General features: G+C 64.8%; 15 protein-coding genes. 6 read left to right on the forward strand and 9 right to left on the reverse strand.

What is annotated here, in order from left to right; all coding sequences use genetic code 11:
• Nucleotides 1-21 precede the first annotated feature (21 nt).
• Together ACP5MM_RS03310 and ACP5MM_RS03315 are read right to left on the reverse strand one after the other, a co-directional pair.
• Entirely contained in the window at nt 22-1,386 is a 1,365-nt protein-coding gene (locus tag ACP5MM_RS03310; protein WP_427934113.1) for an ATP-binding protein, read from the reverse strand.
• Nucleotides 1,383-2,105 (reverse strand): response regulator, encoded by a 723-nt coding sequence (locus ACP5MM_RS03315; protein WP_427931150.1) that lies wholly within the window; start codon nt 2,103-2,105, stop codon nt 1,383-1,385. The genes ACP5MM_RS03310 and ACP5MM_RS03315 overlap by 4 nt, the downstream gene beginning before the upstream one ends.
• 133 nt (nt 2,106-2,238) lie before the next feature.
• Between ACP5MM_RS03315 and ACP5MM_RS03320 the strand changes: the two genes are divergently transcribed.
• From ACP5MM_RS03320 to ACP5MM_RS03340, 5 genes are all read left to right on the forward strand, one after another.
• A complete protein-coding gene (locus ACP5MM_RS03320; protein ID WP_427934114.1) occupies nt 2,239-3,756 on the forward strand; it encodes an efflux transporter outer membrane subunit in 1,518 nt (505 codons plus the stop codon).
• Nucleotides 3,753-4,838: an efflux RND transporter periplasmic adaptor subunit gene (locus ACP5MM_RS03325; RefSeq protein ID WP_427931154.1), complete on the forward strand. Its 1,086-nt coding sequence runs from the start codon at nt 3,753-3,755 to the stop codon at nt 4,836-4,838. The genes ACP5MM_RS03320 and ACP5MM_RS03325 overlap by 4 nt, the downstream gene beginning before the upstream one ends.
• An 8-nt stretch (nt 4,839-4,846) precedes the next feature.
• Nucleotides 4,847-7,957 carry an efflux RND transporter permease subunit gene (locus ACP5MM_RS03330; RefSeq protein ID WP_427934115.1) on the forward strand — a complete coding sequence of 1,037 codons (3,111 nt, stop codon included), beginning with the start codon at nt 4,847-4,849 and terminating at the stop codon, nt 7,955-7,957.
• A gap of 156 nt (nt 7,958-8,113) precedes the next feature.
• Nucleotides 8,114-8,530 (forward strand): SHOCT domain-containing protein, encoded by a 417-nt coding sequence (locus ACP5MM_RS03335; RefSeq protein WP_427934116.1) that lies wholly within the window; start codon nt 8,114-8,116, stop codon nt 8,528-8,530.
• Nucleotides 8,527-8,871: a hypothetical protein gene (locus tag ACP5MM_RS03340; RefSeq protein WP_427931160.1), complete on the forward strand. Its 345-nt coding sequence runs from the start codon at nt 8,527-8,529 to the stop codon at nt 8,869-8,871. The genes ACP5MM_RS03335 and ACP5MM_RS03340 overlap by 4 nt, the downstream gene beginning before the upstream one ends.
• A gap of 65 nt (nt 8,872-8,936) precedes the next feature.
• Here ACP5MM_RS03340 and ACP5MM_RS03345 read toward each other — a convergent pair whose 3' ends face one another.
• The 7 genes from ACP5MM_RS03345 to ACP5MM_RS03375 form a co-directional block, all read right to left on the reverse strand.
• Nucleotides 8,937-9,137, reverse strand: coding sequence for a hypothetical protein (locus tag ACP5MM_RS03345; RefSeq protein WP_427931162.1), 201 nt, complete (start codon nt 9,135-9,137; stop codon nt 8,937-8,939).
• A 9-nt stretch (nt 9,138-9,146) separates the two neighbouring features.
• Nucleotides 9,147-10,499: an NRAMP family divalent metal transporter gene (locus ACP5MM_RS03350; RefSeq protein WP_427931164.1), complete on the reverse strand. Its 1,353-nt coding sequence runs from the start codon at nt 10,497-10,499 to the stop codon at nt 9,147-9,149.
• Between the two features lie 260 nt (nt 10,500-10,759).
• Nucleotides 10,760-11,998: a hypothetical protein gene (locus ACP5MM_RS03355; protein ID WP_427931166.1), complete on the reverse strand. Its 1,239-nt coding sequence runs from the start codon at nt 11,996-11,998 to the stop codon at nt 10,760-10,762.
• Nucleotides 11,995-13,035 carry an alpha-E domain-containing protein gene (locus ACP5MM_RS03360; protein ID WP_427931168.1) on the reverse strand — a complete coding sequence of 347 codons (1,041 nt, stop codon included), beginning with the start codon at nt 13,033-13,035 and terminating at the stop codon, nt 11,995-11,997. The genes ACP5MM_RS03355 and ACP5MM_RS03360 overlap by 4 nt, the downstream gene beginning before the upstream one ends.
• Complete coding sequence (locus ACP5MM_RS03365; protein ID WP_427931170.1) at nt 13,020-14,486, reverse strand: circularly permuted type 2 ATP-grasp protein; 1,467 nt, start codon at nt 14,484-14,486, stop codon at nt 13,020-13,022. Before ACP5MM_RS03365 ends, ACP5MM_RS03360 begins: the two co-directional genes overlap by 16 nt.
• Nucleotides 14,487-14,663: 177 nt before the next feature.
• A complete protein-coding gene (locus ACP5MM_RS03370; RefSeq protein ID WP_427934117.1) occupies nt 14,664-18,050 on the reverse strand; it encodes a DUF2126 domain-containing protein in 3,387 nt (1,128 codons plus the stop codon).
• 31 nt (nt 18,051-18,081) lie between these two features.
• Nucleotides 18,082-18,852, reverse strand: a complete 771-nt coding sequence (locus ACP5MM_RS03375) for a peptidase (protein ID WP_427931174.1) — start codon at nt 18,850-18,852, stop codon at nt 18,082-18,084.
• A gap of 437 nt (nt 18,853-19,289) precedes the next feature.
• On the opposite strand from ACP5MM_RS03375, the gene glnL reads away from it, so the two are divergent.
• On the forward strand, nt 19,290-20,366 hold the full coding sequence (gene glnL / locus ACP5MM_RS03380; protein WP_427931176.1) for a nitrogen regulation protein NR(II): 1,077 nt from the start codon (nt 19,290-19,292) through the stop codon (nt 20,364-20,366).

Raw genomic sequence — 20,366 nt, forward strand, 5'->3', positions numbered from 1 at the left:
GCGGGCGGCAGGCCTTCCCGATCATCTCCAGGTGCCCAGGGGCAGGCGTATTTCCACCTCCAATCCGCCGCCTTGGGCGTTGGCGAAGCGTAGCGAGCCGCCCTGAAGGGCGATGATGCGTTGGCCGATGCGCAGGCCGATGCCCGAGCCGTGGGTGACGCCCCTTTGGTTCGGTAGGGGAGTATTGCCCAGCAGGGACAGATAGGCCGACGGCACGCCGGGGCCGAAGTCGCGCAGGCGGAAAACGATCTCGGCCGCTTCCTGATGCGCAGTGATCTCCAGGCGTCCCCCCCCATAACGGGCGGCATTGTCGAAGAGGTTGCGGAACACGCGCTCCATGGCCATGGGCCGGTAGGCAACGCGCGGCAAGGCCGGCGGCGTGGCCATGCCGATCTCCAGCCCATAGCGTTCCCGGCCGATCTCCGCCATGGGCGCCAGCAGGGCTTCCGGGGAGCTGACGATGCTTTTTTCTTCCTGGCCGCTGCGCACCAGGGCGAGGAATTTGTCGAGGATCTCATCCATTTCGGTGACATCCACCTGCATGGCCTCCTTCTGCTCCAGCAGCGGCCCATCGGGCAGATGCAGGGCCAGGAGGAGGCGGGACAAAGGGGTGCGCAATTCGTGGGAAATACCCGTAAGGAGGATGGCGCGTTCCTCATGAAGGGTGTGCAGGTCCCGGGCCATGCGCTGGATGGCCTGTTCCAGTTCTTGCACCTCGGCTGGCCCGCTTATGGAAGGCAGCGTTTCGGGCACTTCGCCACGGCCGATGGAGCGGGCATGCTCCGCCAGGCGCAGGAGGGGCAGGTTGATCTGACGCACGATGAGGATCGCCCCGAGGAAGGTGAACAAGGCGATGATCATCAGGCGGATGAGAAGAAATGTGGAACCGCCGAAGTTGATCGGCGAGACACGCATGCCCAGCCAAGGCCGTCCCGCACCGCCACGGATCCATACCCAGGTGCCCGCGGGTGAACCGGATCCCATGCGCAGGGTCGCGCCGGGAGCCAGCCGAGCGATGGCCCTGGCGCTTTGGGCGAAGAAATAATTCCCGGACGCCGTCCCCGGCGAGGCATCGCTGGCTAGCCACCGCAGCGTGGCGGGAGGTGGGGCGGCGGACGGCTTTGGGGGAGTGGCGGGAGCCGGGATGGCGCGATAGCTCTGCAGGAGGAACTCGGCGAAGCGCCGGGCGGCGGGGTCCAGGACGTAGCGGTGATAGAGTACGAAGACCATGCCCTGGCTGACCAAAAAGAGCAGCGCCAGCAGCAAGACGGTACGCCAGAGGGTAGTGCGGGGCCATTTGTCGCGGAAGAGGCGCGGCCGGCTGTCTGGTCGGGATTGTTCGCGCCGGCTCCCCGCGGATCCGCCACCGGCCGTTTTCGGTCTCATGGGCCAGCGCTCACGAAGAGATAGCCATGCCCCCACACCGTGCGGATGTACTGCGGGTGGGCGGGGTCCCTTTCGATCAGCCGGCGCAGCCGGGAGATCTGCACGTCGATGCTGCGATCATAGGGCCCCTGGGCGCGCCCGCGGGTGAGGAGCATGAGCTGGTCGCGGGACAGGGGCTGGCCGTCATGACGGGCGAGGGTGGCCAAAAGCTGAAATTCGCCGCTGGTGAGGGCCAGGGCTTCGCCGTTCTTGCTGATCTGGTGCCGACGGAAATCCAGCACGAAGGAGCCGAAATGCAAGGGCTCCACTTCCTCGGGCGCGGCCGGCGCCGGAGCAAGGGGCTTGGCCCGCCGCAAGACGGCCTGGATGCGGGCGATGAGCTCGCGCGGGTTGAATGGTTTGGGCAGATAGTCGTCCGCTCCCATTTCCAGGCCGAGGATGCGGTCCACCTCATCACCGCGGGCGGTGAGCATCAGGATGGGGATCTGCCGGCTCCGGCGCAGCCGCCGGCAGATCTCCAGCCCATCTTCAAAAGGCAGGCCCAGATCGAGGATGATCAGGTCGATGGCCTCCCGATCCAGCACGGCCTCCACTTGCCGGCCATCGCTCAAGCCATGGACGGCAAAGCCGAAGGCCCGCAGGTGCGACTCCAGCAGGCTGCGCAGGCGCAGATCGTCGTCCACCACCAGAATGTTGGCGCAAGGATGCGAAGGATTCATGCCTGCAGTGTAATGGAGCGCGCGGGGAAGGGGCAGGGGCAAATGTAAGCGATTGTAAGGGAAGGGGATGCGGTTACATTTGCTTACGTTTGGCGGGCAGATTGTTACAGCGCGTTCCTTTAGCCTGATGCCCATGAAAGCACACCCCTCGACCCACTTACCATCGCTCCGGAGCGGCTACCGCCTCCTGCCCCTGCTCGCGGCCCTCGGCCTGGCGGGTTGTGCCGTTGGTCCGCATCTGCCCGCGCCGACCGCTCCCCTCCCGGCACGTTACAATCAACACGCCGTCACCGGGGCGCAGCAGACCCAGCATCTGCAATGGACCGAGGGCCAGAGCCAATCCTGGTGGCGGCTCTTCCATTCCCCGCTCCTCAACGGCCTCATCGCCAGGGCCACCCGAAATAATCCCGATCTCGCCGCCGCCCAATCCTCCCTGGCCCAGGCGCAGGCCCTGGAAGGTGTGGCCAATGCCGGTTTTCTGCCGCAACTGGGGGCGAACCTGGGCGCCGCCCGCCAACGTGCCCTGCGCGCCGGGACCAACGGCGGTTTTGGCACGCGGGTGCCAGGCAATCCTTATACCCTGCTGCTGGGCAGCGTGGACATCCGCTACAACTCCGATGTCTTCGGCCGCCAAGGGTATATCCTGAAAGATGCTCGGGCCCAAAGCGCCGTCGCCCGGGCGGAGCTCCATCAGGCACAGGTCTTCCTCGGTGGCGCCGTCGCCCAGGCGGTGATTACCGCCGCCTCGGCCCATGCCCAGGCGCGGCTCGCCCAGGCCATGGCCAAAGACGACGCCCGACTGCTTACCCTCATCCGGAACGAGTACCGGCTGGGCGCGCAAAACCTGCAGACGGTGGATGAGCAGGAAGCCGTTGCCGAGGCCGCCGCCGCGCGGATTCCGCCCCTGCGGGCGGCCGCATCCACCGCCCGCCACCAACTGGCGGCCCTGCTCGGCACCGTGCCCGATGCGCCGCTGTCCTTACCCTCCCTGACGGAACTGCGGCTGCCCGCCGTCATCCCCACGCTGGTGCCTTCCGCTTTGCTGAAAAACCGTCCGGACATTCAGGCGGCGCGCGCCGAGACCGCTGCGGCGGCCGCCGAAGTAGGGGTGGCCACGGCCAATCTCTATCCTAATATGGACATCAGCGCCAGCCTAGGCAAAGCGGCCATGACCGGCGGCATGTTCTTCAACCCCGCCTCCACCCTCTGGGCCATCGGCAGCTCCCTGGCCGCCCCCATCTATGAGGGGGGCGCCCTGCACGCGAAAAAACGCGCGGCCATGGACCATTGGCGCGTCGCTACGGATCGCTATCGGGCCACGGTGCTCAACGCCTTTCGCCAAGTGGCCGACGCCCTGCGCGCCGTACGGTCGGCCGACACCACCTATACCCATAGCAAGGCCGCCGCCCGGTCGGCAGCCTCGGCCTATCAACTGGCGGTGGCCCGTTATCGGGATGGCGCCGTGGATTACGCCACCCTGCTCAATGCCGAACTGGAAGCGCAAAAGGATGAAACCGCCGCCGTCCAGGCCCGCGCCCAGCGCTATCTGGACAGCGCCGCCCTCTTCGTGGCCATGGGCGATGGCTGGTGGCAAGACCCCGCCACCCCCCAGCCCTTCGGCCCCACCGCCCCTGCGAGATCATCGGAATGAAAAAAGCCTTTGTCGCCATGTTGATTATCGTCGCCCTGCTCTTTGGCGGAATCTTCGCCTGGTACGGGATGCGCCAACGCGCCCTGCACAGCGCCCTGGCCGCCCATGCCCATCCCCCCGTCACGGTTTCCGCAGCCAAGGTGCGTAAGGCGTCCTGGACTCCGCGGATGACCGCCGTGGGCGAGATCGTCGCCGATCAGGGGGCGGCCCTGAGCCCGCAGACCGCAGGAGTGGTGCAGTCCGTCTTCTTCCGCTCGGGTCAGAGCGTAAGCAAAGGCACCCTGCTGCTGCAAATCAATCCCGGCCCTCTCCCTGGCGAGATCCGCGCCGCCCGGGCCCAGGCTGAGCTGGCCGCGGTCGATTACCGGCGCGCCCAAAAACTTTACGCCATCCATGGCATCTCCACGGCGGCGCTGGATCGTGCCCGTTATACCAGTCAGGCCGCCCAGGCCAAGGTGGCGGCCTTGCAGGAATCCCTGGCGGATACCCAGATCAGGGCGCCATTTTCCGGCGTGCTCGGTCTGCGCACGGTCAACCCCGGTCAATATCTGCGCACCGATCAGGCGGTCATCCATATCGAAAACCTCAACCATCTCTATGCCGACTTTACCATTCCCCAACGCGATCTTGCCGCCATCTCCGTCGGCGCGCCCATCACCTTGAGCATCCATGCGGGAGACGCCCTCCATCACTATGCCGCCACGGTACGCGCCATCGACAGTCATGTGGACCGCCGCAACCGCGCCGTGGCGGTACGCGCCCAAGTGCGGCAGCCCCAAGGCCTGCGGCCCGGCATGTTCGTCAAGGCGGAGCTGAAAACCGCCGCGGCGCAGGCGGTCCTGGCCATTCCCATGACCGCCGTTTCCTTCAATACCTATGGCGACTTCGTCTTTGTGCTGCGTCCCCAGGGCTCCCAAGGCGCGCTGGTGGCCGAGGAGGAGCCGGTGACCCTGGGTACCCAGCAGGATGGGGAAGTGGCCGTGCGCAGCGGCGTGCAGGCCGGCGATCTCGTCGTCACCGCCGGACAGGTCAAGCTCCACAGCGGCGATATCGTCCACCTCAACAACGCCGTCCAGCTCTGAGGCCCGCCATGCATTTTACGGAACCCTTCATCCGCCGCCCGGTACTGGCCATCTCCCTGAGTCTGGTCCTTTTCTTCTTTGGCCTGCGTTCCCTGGGCCTCATGCCCATCACCGAGTATCCCCCCACCAGCAATACCATCATCACGGTGACCACCCACTACTTCGGCGCCACCCCCAAGACCGTCGGGGCCTTCATCACTGCTCCCCTGGAAAAGGCCGTGGGCCAGGCGCCGGGGATCAACTACATGACCGCCACCAGCGAGGACGGCCTGTCCATCATCACCCTTTACATGCGCATGGGAGAAGACCCCAATGCCGCCCTGGCCCAGGTCCAGGCCAAGGTGAATTCGGTCATCAACCAGTTGCCCAAGGGCGTCATGCTGCCCGTCATCCAGGAGATGTCTGGCTCCGGCGCCAACCTCATGTACCTCACCTTTACCGGCAAGGCATACAACCAGCAGCAAATCACCGACTACCTGACCCGGGTGGTGCAACCGGCCATCGAATCGGTGCCGGGCATTGGTCTGACCGGCATCCTGCCCCCCGGCACCGGTCCCAACGGCAATACCTATGCCATGCGCGTCTGGCTCGATCCCGAGGAAATGGCGGTGCTCGGCATCACCCCCGCGCAGGTCTCCACCGCCCTGCAGCAAAACAACTTCGTGGCGGCTGTGGGGCGCCTGCGCGGCCGGTACTTTGCCGTCTCCCTCAGCGCCGACACCGCCTTGCATACGGTGCGGTCCTTCCAGGATCTGGTCGTCGCCACCGTCCAGGGCGTGCCCATCCAGCTCAAGCAGATTGCCAAGGTCGAACTGGGCGCCCAGACCTACAATTCGTCGGTGCTGGTGGATGGCGCTCCCGCCGTCAACATCGGCCTGCAACAGGCGCCGGGCAGCAACGCCCTGCAGGTCGCCCACGGCGTGGAGCAGGTCATGGCCCGCCTGCAGCACAGCATGCCCCCGGGCATGCACGGCTTCGTGCTCTACAACGGTGCCCAGTTCATCCAGAGCTCCCTGCATGAGGTCCTCGTCGACATCGCCATCGCCCTGCTCGCCGTCATTGCCGTCATCTATCTCTTCATGGGCTCGTGGCGCGCGCTGCTGGTACCCGCCCTGGCCATCCCCATCGCCATGGTCGGGGCGGGAACCATCCTCCACGCCCTAGGCTACACCATCAATCTCCTCACCCTGCTGGCCATGGTCCTGGCCATCGGCCTGGTGGTGGACGACGCCATCATCGTCGTGGAAAACGTGCACCGCCACATCGAACACGGCTCCACCCCCCTCCACGCCGCCCTGCACAGCGCCAAAGAGCTGGCCAGCCCCATCCTCGTCATGGCCACCACCCTGGCCGCCGTCTTCGCCCCCCTAGGCTTCATCGGCGGCCTCATCGGCCATCTCTTCGCCGAATTCGCCTTCACCATCGTCGCCACCGTCGCCCTCTCCCTCATCGTCGCCCTGACCCTCGCCCCCATGGTCTCGGCGCGCATCCTGCAGGCCGGCCACGCCGGGCGCATGGCCCACCTGGTGGATCGCGTCTTCAACGTCCTGCGCGGCGCCTATGCCCGCACCCTGACCGGCAGCCTGCGTTTCTGGCCGGTGACGGTGGCCTTTGCCCTCCTGCTCACGGCCGGCCTCTACCCGCTCATGACCATCAGCAAAAGCGAGCTGGCGCCGCCGGCCAACCAAGGCATCGTCTACGTCAATGGCGTCGCCCAGCCCACCGCCACCCTGGAATACATGAACGCCTACGATCGCTATCTCACCCGGGCCGTCTTCGACCAGATCCCGGCGCGGACCCATTCCTTCGCCGTCAATGGCGTCGGCATCGGCGGGATGCTGCTCAACAATGACGTCATGGCCGGCGTGGTCCTCAACCCAAACCGGAGCAGCGCCATCACGACCCAGGGGGTCAAGGACCAGATCCAGCAGGCCGTCGGCAAGGTGCCCGGCCTCAAGCTCTCCGCCTTCGGCCTGCCGCCCCTGCCCGGGGCCGCCGTCGGGCTGCCGGTGCAGTTCGTCATCACCAGCACCGGCGGCGGTTATCACGCTCTGGACGCCGTCAGCACCACCCTCATCGCCCAGGCCAAGGCCAGCGGCCTCTTTTCCTTCGTGTGCAAAAATCTCAAATACGACAACCAGATCACGGAGATCCACATCCACCGCAGGCTGGCGGCATCCTTCGGCTTGACCATGGCCGACATCGGCAGCAACCTGGAAACCCTGCTGGGCGGCAATTACACCAATTACTTCGACATGGACGGTTTGAGCTATCGCGTGGTGCCCCAAGTACCGCCGGCCCTGCGCGCCAACCCCTCCTTCCTGCAATCCTATTACCTCAAGACCAAGGATGGCACCGAACTTCCCTTGTCCACCTTCGTATCGCTCCGCGCACGCTCGGCGCCGGCCTTCCTCCCCCAGTTCCAGCAGCTCAATGCCGTCTTCATCGCGGCCAACCCCGCCCCCGGCGTCTCCCTCGGCACCGCCCTGGACTTCCTGCGCACCCACGCCCAAAAAATCCTGCCGCCCGAGGACCAGATCCACTACGCCGGGGTCTCCCGCCAATACATGCACCAGGGCGGCGCCTTCGCCATGACCTTCGGCTTCGCCCTGCTCATGGTCTTTCTCCTGCTGGCCGCCCAGTTCGAGAGTTTTCAGGACGCCTTGGTGGTCCTCAGCGCCGTACCGGTGGCCCTCTTCGGCGCCCTGGCCCCTATCAGCGTCGGGATCTCCAGCGTGAACATCTTCTCGGAAGTGGGCATGGTCATGCTCATGGGCCTGATCAGCAAGCAGGGCATCCTCATCGTCCAGTTCGCCCGCACCCTGCAACGGGAAAAGGGTCTGGACAAACAGCATGCCGTCGTCGAAGCCGCCACCCTGCGCCTGCGCCCCATCCTGATGACCGTCGCCGCCATGATCGCCGGCGCCATTCCCCTGCTCTTCGCCACCGGCGGCGGCGCCGAGGCCCGCTTCTCCATGGGCCTGGTCATCGTCAGCGGTCTCGGCTTCGGCTCCCTGGTCTCCCTCTTTGTCATCCCGGCGTTTTATCGATGGTTCGGCAAGGACTTATCACCGGCGCTGCCGGAGACGAAGGAGGCCGGAGCAGGCAATGAGGCCTGAAATGGATCTTCGGGAAAGCCGGAAGGAATCCCCGCTCCCTCGCGCAAGCGCGGGGACAAAGCTGCAACTATACTTGCAGTGGCGGAAGGCGTTTCCGCGACGGGAGATCTGCTGATGAACAGCATGGGTGCATCACGGCGAAAAAAGGGAATCCCCATGACCGCCATGGCCATGGCCATGGGCTTGATGATGGCGCCGGCATGGGCCTTGGCGCAAACCGTCGCCGCCACCGCGTCGGGCCAGGCGCCGACGGCAGCGTTGGGGCCGACCGTACCATTCTACTATGGCTCGGGCATGATGGGTGGAGCCTGGGGCCCCGGTTACTATGGTCCGGACATGATGGGCGGTTTCGGACTGTTTTGGGGCCTGCTGTGCCTGCTGATTATCGCGGGTGTGGTGATCGGCCTGGCGTTCCTGGCGCGCATGGCTTTTGTCTGCCGGCATTCCCATGGGTGCAGGAGCGGCGTGAGCGACAACGGGAGTACCGCCCTCAAGCTCCTGGGTGAGCGCTATGCCCGCGGCGAGATCGGACGGGATGAATACCTCGAAAGGCGGAGCGACCTGGAAAAATGAGCGCGCATCCGGGATGGCGGGCGGCATTGACGGTGGGTTGGCTCGCAGTCCTGACCGGCTGCGTGGTGGCACCCGGACCCGCCTATGTGGAGGGGCCGGTCGCCGGGGCGGTGGTGGTGCCCGGGCCGCCGCCGCCGGCGCCGGTCACCGTGATCCCGCCGGCGCCGGCGGTGGGCATGATCTGGATGCCCGGAGATTGGGCTTGGCAGGGACGATGGATATGGGGACCGGGGCGCTGGGCCTATCCACCCCACCCCTACGCCCGCTGGGCGCCGGGCCGCTGGTGGCATAGGGACGGGCGCTGGTTCTGGGGTCGGGGCCACTGGGAGGGACGGCATTGATGCCAAGCGTCCTTCCCTGGTGAGGACCGAAAACCACGGAAGCATGGCGGGGCATTGCTCCCCGGTCAATGGATGCCGCGTGCGAAGCCGATGGCCACCATGACCAGCATCACCACGATATAGATGCGCAGGCTCCAGAAGGCGACCTGTATCCAACCCTGAACGGGGGCACGGCTGAGCGGCTTTGGCTCCTGGTGGGTTTCCTCCTGCAAGAACGCCAGGAAGTCTTGGGTTGGTGCAGAATGAAAGTCCTCTTTGCGGTTCATGGGAACTCCTCAGGAGGAAGGGAATACCACGGTATAGCCATAAAGCCCGTTGGCCAGGATGAGAAAGCCGACGATGGCGAAAGCCGACCAGTTCTGCCATGGCCGGTTGACATAGCCGCCCATGATGTCCCGGTCGTTGAGCAGCATGAGCAGGAACAGCATGGCGGCGGGCATGAAAATGGAGGCGATCACCTGGACGGTAAGATTCAGGAAACCCAAGGGGATATGGGGAATCAGGACCACCATGGCGGCCATGCCGGCGCTGAGGATGCCGGATAGATAAAAGGGCAATGCGCGTTGTGGCTGGAGATTCAGGCTGCGCGGCAGTTTGAGCGCCTCGCCCACCGCCCAGGAGGTGCTGGCGGTAATGGCGATGGCGGCGATCAGTCCGGCCTCGACGAGGCCCAGGGCAAAGAGAGCGGTGCCGATGCTGCCCAGGCTGCTTTGCCGCAGGATGTGCATGATGGCCTGGATATCAAAGTTGGCCGCGCCCGCGTGTCCATAGACCAGCGTTCCCGTAAGCACGACGATGGCGATGGCGATGATCCCCATGGAGAGGCTGCCTATGGCCGTGTCCGCCTGACCGCTGGGGATGTCGTGGACGGTAAGCCCCTTGTCGACGACGGAGGACTGCTCGAAAAACAGCATCCAGGGGGCAATGGTGGTGCCCAGGTTGGCCAGGATGACATAGGTAAAGGCGCCCAGGGCGGCGCCGGCGGGGATGTGCCAGTTGCCGATGGCGGCAATCACTTGGCTCCAGTCCGGGTGCGCGGCAATGGCCAGGGGTACGAAAATGATGTTGCCGGCGGCGATCCACAGCGCCAAGCGCTCCCAGGTGCTGTAATGCAAAAAAACCATGATGGAAGCGACGAATATCCAGGCGACCGGCACCGCAAGGAAAGGGGGTACGGAAAAGATGCTCATGCCCACCCGGATGCCGATGAACTCGGTCACCAGGGTCAGGATGTTGGCGACGGTGAGGTCGAGCAGGGAAAACACGCCCCAAAAGGCGCCATAGCGGCCCCAGATCATTTCGGCGTGCCCGCGATGGGTCACGGCACCCAGGCGGACGGTCATCTCCTGCACGACGTAGGCCACGGGAATCATGAGCAACAAGAAGGGGATAAAAAAACCGATGCCGTACATCGCGCCCGTCTGGGCGTAGGTGATGACGCCGCCGGCATCGTTGTCGGCGATCATGACGAGAATGCCAGGCCCGATCAGGCTCAGGAACAGGAGCAGGCGCCGCCACCAGGAGGGATGGTGGCGCAGTTGATAGATCCGCCAGCGGTCCTTGATGCGCTGACGCTCATCCTCGGGCAGATGCTGCAGGAGATCCGCCTCGGTGGGTGGCGTGAGCATCACTGGTCCAATCCGCCCCGTATCCAGGGCCCTGGCTTGCCTCCATGGGGCCTGTTGGGGTGACTGTCCAAGCCGCTGCCTCCAGCACGGGATAATGCCGGACATTTACGCCAATTTCGGCCACCGCGTCAAGCAGCATGCGCGGCGGAACAAGGCCGCGTCCCGCCGCCAATCCCGGTCCGTCGCTGCCCCTTGGGCGGGCCTGACAATGGGGTTTCCTGCCACGGCCAAGGAGACATTGCCGGGAAAGGGACTTCCCCTTACCCCCGGCGCGCGGCATTTTCCAGACTGCGCAGGGTTTCATCCGCCGCTGCGGCGGCGGTGAGGCCGGCGACGTTTTCCTTGGTGAAGAAGCCCTGAAAATCGCCGAAGCGCTGCACGTATTCGATGATCAGCGAGGAGTGCTCCGAGGCGCTGGAGAAGATCTGCTTGAGGCCTTCCTGCTCGGAGCCGATCACCTCCAGGAGGAAATCCCGGCCGCAGTGCTGGAGGGCATGCACGACGTAGTCGATATTGGTCATGCCGGCGGTATGGCCGTCCTGCACGGCCACGGCGAGATGGTGCAGGCGGGGGCCGAAGTTGCGCACGAAGGCTTCGGTGGGGGAGGGAATGCCGAGGAGGTGATTGCAAAAATACGGGTGGTTGGCGGCGGTGAAGACCTTCACCGGGCTCTGGAAGGCGTTGTCGAAGTGGACGCTCTTGGTGACGTTGGTGGAGGAATTCTGCTCGGGAATGTCGTAAGAGCCCCAGTAGTAATAGCTGGAGAGGGTGAGATATTCGAGGAGGGCGACTTCCCGGTTCTGGCTGTAGACGCGGGTAGCGAGGTGATCGATGGGGAGGAGGAGGGCATCGAGGCCCAGCCTCTCGCGCATCTCCTTGGCCGTTGCGTAGGCGGCCTGGATGTCGTCGCGGATGCTGGACAGGCCCAGGGCGTAGACGCGGATGTTGGCGTCGGGACGTTCCCAGTAGCCGACGATGTTGTGGGTATAGGGCGATGGCTTGACGACGGCCATGTTGCCCGGCAGCTCCAGACGGCGGATCTGGTCCTGATGGAAGAAGCGGATCTCCCGGGCCTTCTGCGCTTCGACGACCTCATGCAGATTGGCCACCTGGAAGATTTCTCCCATGTAGCGGGAGTTGGGCCGCTGGGCGCCGATGGGGTAGACCTCGTTGAGGCTGCGGAAGATGCCGTGGAGATTGGCGTCCTTGACCTCGCGCACGAGGATGTCGGGGGCGTTCATGTCGATGCGCAGGAGGTGGGTGAAATGCTGCTCAGACTCCAGGGTGACCAGGTAGTGATAGGGGGTCATCAGGCAGAGTTCGCCCACATAGGCGGCGGAGTGGCCCGGTTCGACGGTGATCATCAGGGCGTCGATGCGCCCGATATTGTCGGTGAGCCCCTGCCGGTCGCGGTCTTCCAGCAGGCGGCCCAGCCATTCCTCAAAAAAGGGGGAGTTTTGCTTGTCGCCGTAGCGGGGGAATTCGGCAGAAGCGGTCATGGACTTGTCTCTCGGAAGTTTTGCTGAAACTGTGTGGAAACAGGGCGGCCTTCGGGCTGGGGACGGCGCCTGGGCTCGGCGTAAAACCCGGCTTGTCCGCTGCCGGCGAGGTGATCGAAGTATTCGCGATGGATGGCGTGATGAATGGTGCCCAAGTCCTTTTGCGCCTGGTCCAGATACTCATGGAGGAGGGCCGGGCCGAGGTCGTCGAAACGCAGGGCGTCGAGCCGCTTGCGCGCCCGCCGCACCATATCCAGGGGCCCGCCGGAATTGGGGAGCAGGGCCAGGGCGACTTCCATCTCGCCCAGACAATGTTTGACGGTGCGGGGGAATTTGCCGTTTTTGAGGAGGAAGTTGACCACCTGATTGCCGCGCACCTGCACCGAAACATGGCGGCGGTACATCTCGAAGGCGCTCATGGCGCGCAGGACGCCGAGCCAGAGGCTTTCGCCCACGGCCTCGCGCAGGCTGTCGCGCTGGGGGAGGATGACGGCGGTAGTGACATCGACGATGCGGGTGGTCATGTCGGCACGATCCATGTTGCGCCCCAGCTTGACGAATTGGTAGGCCGTATCCTGACTCATGCTGCCCACCAGGAGCCCGACCAGGGCGTGGCGACGGGCGATGACCTCGTTCAGAAAGGCGTAGCGATCATGGCGGTTGGCGGCGGAGGCGCTGGCATGGTCGCGCCCGAAGAGAAAGAGGGCATTGATGCGCTCCCAGAATTCCGCGGGCAGCACGTCACGAAAGGTGCGGCTGTTTTCCCGCGCTTGGTGGATACAGGAGAGCACGGCGCTGGGGTTGCGTTCGTCGGCAATGAGAAAACGCATGATGCGGGTTTCTTCCGGGGGGCCGTAATGTTCCCGATAGAGTTCGCTGACCCCCGCCACTTGCAGGAGAATGTCCCAGCCGAACTGGGCGCCCGGAGGGAGGTCCAGCAGGAGCAGGGTGGTGGCGTTGATGAGGCGCGCCATGTCTTCGGTCCGCTCCAGATAGCGGGCCATCCAGTACAGGTTTTCGGCTACGCGAGAGAGCATGGGGCCTCCTCCAGGTCGACGATCCAGGTGTCTTTGCTGCCGCCGCCCTGGGAGCTGTTGACCACCAGCGAGCCGGGCTGCATGGCTACCCGGGTGAGGCCGCCCGTGGTGACATGCAATTGATCCGACTGCAGGATGAAGGGCCGCAGGTCGAGGTGGCGGGGTTCCAGATGATCTCCCACCAGGGTGGGGGCGGTGGAGAGGGCGAGGGTGGGCTGGGCGATGTAGTTGCGCGGATCGGCACGGATGAGTTCGGCAAAGCGGGCGCGCTCCTCGGGAGTGGCCCGTGGCCCGATGAGCATGCCGTAGCCGCCGGATTCATTGGCGGGTTTGACCACCAGTTCGTCGAGGTGGGCGAGGACATAGTCGCGGTCTGCCGCGCGCATGCACAGGTAGGTGGGCACGTTGGGCAGGATCGGTGCTTCGCCCAGATAATAGCGGATGATCTCCGGCACGAAGGCATAGACCACCTTGTCATCGGCGACGCCCGCGCCGGGCGCGTTGGCAATGGCCACCGTGCCCTTGCGCCAGGCGCTCATCAGGCCCGGTACGCCGAGCACCGATTCCGGGTTGAAGACTTCGGGGTCGAGGTATTCGTCGTCAATGCGCCGGTAGATCACATCCACCCGTTCGGGGCCGGCGATGGTCTTGAGGTAGACGATGTCATCCTGACCGACGAAAAGGTCCGGGCCTTCGGCCAGGTAGGCCCCCATCTGCTGGGCGAGGTAGCTATGTTCAAAGTAGGCGGAGTTGTAAATGCCGGGGGTCAGCACCACCACCACGGGGCGCTCCCCCTGGCGGGGGGAGAGGGCGGCCAGGGTGTCGTAGAGGCGGCTGGTGTAGTCATCCACGGGCAAAATTCTGCAGATTTGGAAGAGTTCAGGAAAGAGGCGTTTCATGATCTGGCGGTTTTCGAGCATGTACGATACCCCAGAGGGCACCCGCAGATTGTCCTCCAGGACATAGACGGTGCCATCCTGGTCGCGCACCAGGTCGCTTCCGCAAATGTGGGCCCAGACGCCAAAGGGCGGGTGGATGCCCACGCAGGCCTGGCGGAAATTATGCGACCCCTCCAGCACCTCGCGCGGAAAGACGCCGTCGCTGATGATCCGCTGGGCGTTGTAGAGGTCGTCAATGAAGAGATTCAGGGCGCGCAGGCGCTGCTTCAGGCCGGCCTCGATCTGCTCCCATTCGCATCGGGAAAGGACGCGCGGGATGATGTCGAAGGGCCAGGCGCGGTCGATGTTGCCCGCTTCCGTATAGACCGTGAAGGTGATGCCCATGGCCAGGATGGCGGCCTCGGCCGCTTGGCGGCGGGCGGCGAGGGCGCTTGGGTCGAGACTGAGCAAGTGGGCGAAGAGGGCCTTGGCCGCAGGCCGGGGCTGTTGCTGGGCGTCGATGAGCTCATCGTAGGCCGATTGCTGTCCATAACTCTCAGAAAGCAGGTTCATACTCCCCCCAGTGGGTGGCGGGTGCAGATTCGTCACACCTTGTGCGGTCAATGAAGCAATCGCCATGCCAGTCCATGGAAGCGGCGGGCCTCGCCCGGATCCGCCAAGGCCGCCCCTCGCCTGCCGCCGCGACCGAATGCACCTGGTTGGTGCAACTTCCGGATGCGGAAGTTGCGGCTACCGTGGCAATGCACCACCCAGGCGCAGATCCAGCACCGCCGGGTAATCGGGGTTGATCTCTTCGGGTGGCGCATCCATGGCGCCGGGTTGGCTTCCTTCGGGAACGAAGTGCCCCGCAGCGGGCCCCCTGGCCAGCATCTCCGGCGCTGGCGTGTAGGGTCCCGGGCTATGCCCCATCTGCTCGAAGCGGCTCTGGCGGCGGGCTTCTGCCTCCCAGGCGTTGACCGGATACTCCTCGGAGTTGCGCCCGCCGGGGTGCATGACATGATAGGTGCAACCTCCGACGGAGCGGCCATTCCAGGTATCGATGAGATCGAAGACCAGCGGGGAATGCACCGGAATGGTGGGGTGCAAGGCCGAAGGCGGTTGCCAGGCCCGATAGCGCACCCCCGCCACCTCCTGGTCGGGAGTGCCGGTCCTGCGCAGGGGGATGCGCCGGCCATTGCAGGCCAGCACATAGCGTTTGTCGCTGAGGCCGTTGACCCGGACCTGCAGGCGCTCCACCGAGGAATCGACATAGCGGGCCGTGCCATGACCCGTCACCTCCTCCCCCAGCACATGCCATGGCTCGATGGCCGCGCGCAGTTCGATACCGATGTCGCCGAGCTGAACCTGCCCGTAAACGGGAAAACGGAACTCCAGAAAGGGCGCAAACCAGGCCGGATCAAAGGGAAGGTCGTGGGCCTGGAGATCAAGCAGGATCTCGCGCAGGTCTTCCCAGAGATAATGCGGGAGCAGAAAGCGGTCGTGCAACTCGGTGCCCCAGCGCATCAGGGCGTGGCGATAGGGGTCCTCCCAGAAGCGCAGCAGCAGGGCCCGCACCAGGAGTTGCTGGGCCAGACTCATGCGCGCATGGGGCGGCATTTCAAAGGCGCGCAGTTCCACCAGGCCCTGGCGGCCGGCAGGGCCGCTGGGGGAGTAGAGCTTGTCGATGCAGATTTCCGCGCGGTGGGTGTTGCCGGTCACATCCACCAGCAGGTTGCGGAAGAGACGATCCACCAGCCACGGCTGAGGCACTTCGCCCGGAGCCGTCTGGGCAAAGGCGATTTCCAGCTCGTAGAGGGCCTCGTGGCGGGCTTCGTCCACGCGCGGTGCCTGGCTGGTAGGGCCGACGAACAGGCCGCTGAAGAGGTAGGACAGGGCGGGATGGTGCTGCCAGTAGGTGATGAAGCTCTGCAGCAGGTCGGGGCGGCGGAGGAAGGGGCTGTCGGCGGGAGTGTTGCCGCCGAGGGTGATATGGTTGCCGCCGCCGGTGCCCGTATGGCGACCGTCCAGCATGAACTTCTCGGCGCCCAGGCGGGATTGCCGCGCGGCTTCGTAAACGCCGTTGGTATTTGCCACCAGCTCCGCCCAGGACCGGGAGGGGTGGATGTTGACCTCGATCACGCCGGGATCCGGGGTGACCAGGAGCTTTTCCAGGCGCGTATCGCTGGGCGGCGGGTAACCCTCCAGCACCACCGGCAGGCGCAGGCGCGCTGCCGTGGCCTCGACGGCGGCGAGCAGGTCCAGGGCATGTTCCAGGCGTTCCAGCGGTGGCAGAAAGACGTAGAGACCGCCGCCGCGGGGCTCGATGGCCAGGGCGGTGTGGGGGATCTGGCGGGGGGAAGCGCCGGCATCGGCGGGGGCTTGGGCCTTTTCGGCATCCGCGGGCGAGGGCACGAAGCGGCTATAGCGCGCCGCCACCTCGCCCTGGATATCGGCCAGCGGCATTTGCGGCGCAAAGGGGTCTACTTCGGGACGTATCTCCCGGTCTTCTGCGGCGATCCAGGGCAGGGCATCGAGGGGTAGGCGCAGGCCCAGGGGCGAATCGCCGGGAATCAGGGTGAGTCGGCTGCGGCGAAAGGTCCATGCCGCCGAGCGCCAGGTTTCCCGTGTTTCATCCCAGGCCAGGGGCAGAACGAAACCGGCCGGCTGGTCCAGGCCGCGGGAGAGCTTGTCGGCCAGGGAACGCCGTTCGCGGGCATCATCGAGCCGCAGTTGCGCCAGATCGAGGTTGACCGGCAATTCCGCTTCCTGTTGCAGGTAATGGAGGGCATCTTCATAGGCCGGCAGGACAAAGTGCTCCGCCACGCCGAGATAGCGGGTGAGGGTGCCGGCAAAGCGCTCGGCATCCGCCAGCGTCCGGCCGTAATCCCTGCCCGCTGCGGCGAGGAGGCCGGCATCGCGCCACAGCGGTACCTGATCCTTGCGCCAATAGATCCCCAGGGCCCAGCGCGGGAGGGCTTCGCCGGGGTACCACTTGCCTTCGGCGGTGTGCAGCAGGGAGCCGGGGGCAAAATGCTGCTGCAGCTTGCGCACCAGGATTTCCGCCCGTTCGCGCTTTTGCTCGCCCAGGGCGGCGTTGTTCCATTCCGGGGTATCGCGGGCATCCACGGCGACAAAGGTAGGCTCGCCGCCCATGGTCAGGCGCACATCCCCCGCCGCGAGGCGCGCATCCACCCGGTTGCCGAGGTCCATGACGGCCGCCCACTGGCGCTCGCTGTAAGGCTTGGTGACGCGTGGAGTTTCCCGGATGCGGGTCACCGTATTGCTGAAGGTGAAGGTCACCTCGCAAGGATCGGTGGCCCCGACGATGGGCGCGGCCGTGCTCGGTTGCGGGGTGCAGGCCAAAGGGATGTGTCCTTCGCCGGCGAAGAGCCCCGAAGTGGGGTCCAGCCCGACCCACCCGGCACCGGGCAGATAGACTTCGGCCCAGGCATGCAGGTCGGTAAAGTCCTGTACGGGGCCCGCCGGCCCTTCCAGGGGCTTCTCGTCGGCCACGAGCTGAACCAGATAGCCGGAGACAAAGCGGGCCGCCAGACCCAGATGGCGGAGGACCTGCACCAGCAACCATCCGGTATCGCGGCAGGACCCCAGATGGCGGGCCAGGGTCTCCTCGCAGCTCTGTACGCCGGGTTCCATGCGCACGCTATAGTCGATGGCCTTTTGCAACCGCTGGTTGAGGGCCACCAGAAAGAGCACGGTGTTCTGCTCATGCCGTTCAATGCCATGGAGAAAGGACTGCAGCAAGGGCCCCGCCGCTGCGCATTCCAGATAGGGCGCCAGTTCCTTGGCGAGGGCCGCCGGGTAGCGGAAGGGCCAGCGCTCCGCGCTCTCTTCGACAAAGAAATCAAAGGGATCAATGACCGTCAGATCGGCAATGACCTCCACATCCACGAGCAGCGACCGGGCGCGCTCCTGGAACACCAGACGCGCCAGGTGATTGGCGAACGGATCTTGTTGCCAATTGAGAAAATGTTGCTGGGGCGCGACCTTGAGGCTATAGGCGAGGATGGGGGTGCGGCAATGGGGCGCCGGGCGCAGACGCAGGATATGGGGATAAATGGTTACCAAACGGTCGAAGTGGTATTCGGTACGATGACGAATGGCAACGTGGATACCCATGGGAATGCCTCCTGGTGTTCATGTGCCTGACTTAAGGGGAAGGATAAAAGGGGTACACCTGACCCTCATCCACCGGCCCTTCCCAGGGAAAGGGCGGCAGGTTGTTCAGGGCCTGCAAGAGTCCTTCGCTCCAGCGCTCGCCAATGGAACGGAAAAAGGGGTCATCCTCGCTCAGGCACAGCCGCCGTCCTTCCTGGAGGCTGCCGGTGCGGTAGATGAGCAGTTCCACCGGCGCGCCCACGGAAACATTGCTGCGCATGGTGGAGTTCATCGATACCAGGGCACAGCGCCCCGCCGCCTCCAGGGAAAGGTCCGGGCGAATCACCCGGTCGAGGATGGGCTTGCCATATTTGATCTCGCCGATCTGCAAAAAGGGATGCTCGGCGGATTCATGAATATAGTTGCCCTGGGGATAGATCATGAACGTGGCCGGCACCTCCGCGCCGATCTGCCCGCCCAGGATGAAACTCGCCTCGAAACTGGTGCTGCTGATGTCACGCTCCGCCTGATTGCGCTGTATTTCGGCGTTGACCATACCGATATAATCCGCCGCCTCCAGCATGGACTGCACGCTGAGGAGGCTGGTACCTGCGCCCTGCCCCACATCGTTGCGCAGGCGCTTGACCACGCCCTGGGTGGTGGCCAGGTTCCCCGCCGACAGGAGGCAGAGCATGCGGTTTCCCGGCCACAGGAAGCTATGCATCTTGGAGTAGGTGCTCACATTGTCCGTGCCCGCATTGGTACGCGAGTCCGAACACAGAACCAAACCACGGTCCACATGAATGGCGAGGCAATAAGTCATGGGGCAAGTCCAATTTCACATTGTCCAAATGAACGCTCAGTGTAGCCCCCCAATCCCAGCGAAGGAAACCATCCGGGAGCGGGGCGATCCGCGCATCCCGTGCCTGTGCATGCAGGGGTAGCCAAGCAATATCAATGCCGCATTGGCATGGAAGCCGGCGGGAGCGGATGGCGCGACGGCCCCCTTGCTGGGGATGCTCGCCTTTTTCCCAGCGCCCTTCATGGGCATTTTCAATTCCTCATCCCGATCGATATTGGGGCATGGCTGTTTATTTGCACTAAAATGGTGCAGTATGGGAAGCATTGAGGAGATCCAGCGGAAAATATCGTGGCTGGTCTGCGATCATATGGATGTCGCCCTCCCCAAAAACCTTTGCGGCAAGGGCGTGGCCCGCTTTTTGCTGCAGTGTCTGCAACGCAAATCATGGAGAACGGCGCATGGCCCAGCTTGCCACCGCAATTCAGCCTCCACGCATGCAGGGGGTGATCGACGCCCTGGAATCCGCCGTCATGCTGCTGGATGCCGGGGGTAGCATTGGCTATCTCAACCCGGCGGCGGAAAACCTGCTGCAGGTGAGCAGCCGCCATGCCCTGGGGCAGCCGTTGGCGGCATTGTGTCAGCTCAAGGCGGAAGGCGGCCTGCCGCCCCTCCTTGAAGAGGCGCGCACGGCGGAGGGGGCCATCCTGCGCCGGAGCAGCGAATTGTTTCTGCCCGAAGGGGGAAGCATGGTCGTCGATCTGGTGGTTACGCCTTTTGGCGATCAGCTCGTGGTGGAGATGCGTCCCATGGAGCTGCCGGCCCGCCACGCCGAGGAAGAAATGCAGGAGCGCAACTACAGCGCGGCGCAGGAGATCCTGCGCGGGCTGGCCCATGAGATCAAAAACCCCCTGGGCGGGCTGCGCGGCGCCACCCAGCTTTTGGAGCGGGAGCTGGAGCGACCGGAATTGCGTGAATACACGCAGATCATTCTGCATGAGGTGGACCGCCTCCATCATTTGGTGGACCGTCTGCAGGGACCGCGCAGCAAGCCGCAAATGGCCATGGCCAATATCCATCAGGTGCTGGAATACGTGCGCCGGCTGGTGCTTGCGGAACTGCCTACGGGCATCACCCTGCGCTTCGACTATGATCCTTCCATTCCAGACTTTCCCGCCGATCAGGAACAGCTCGTCCAGGTCTTTCTGAATCTCCTGCGCAATGCGCGGCAGGCCCTCAATCGCAGCGGCCAGATCCTGGTGCGCACCCGGGTGGAGCGTTATGTGACGCTGCATCATCAGCGCCACCGCCTGGTGCTGCGGGTGGATGTGGAGGACGACGGCCCGGGCATCCCCGCGGAAATGCTCTCCCGCATCTTCCTGCCCCTGGTCACCAGCCGCGCCGAGGGCATGGGCATGGGGCTGGCCATTGCCCAAGGACTGGTGCGCGGTCACGGGGGCAGCATCCATTGCCGATCCCACCTGGGAGAAACGGTATTCTCGGTCTATTTGCCCCTTTCCCCAAACCCGAACGGATAG

Origin of the sequence: Acidithiobacillus sp. (assembly GCF_049965315.1) — a bacterium.
Classification (GTDB): Bacteria; Pseudomonadota; Gammaproteobacteria; order Acidithiobacillales; family Acidithiobacillaceae; genus Acidithiobacillus_B.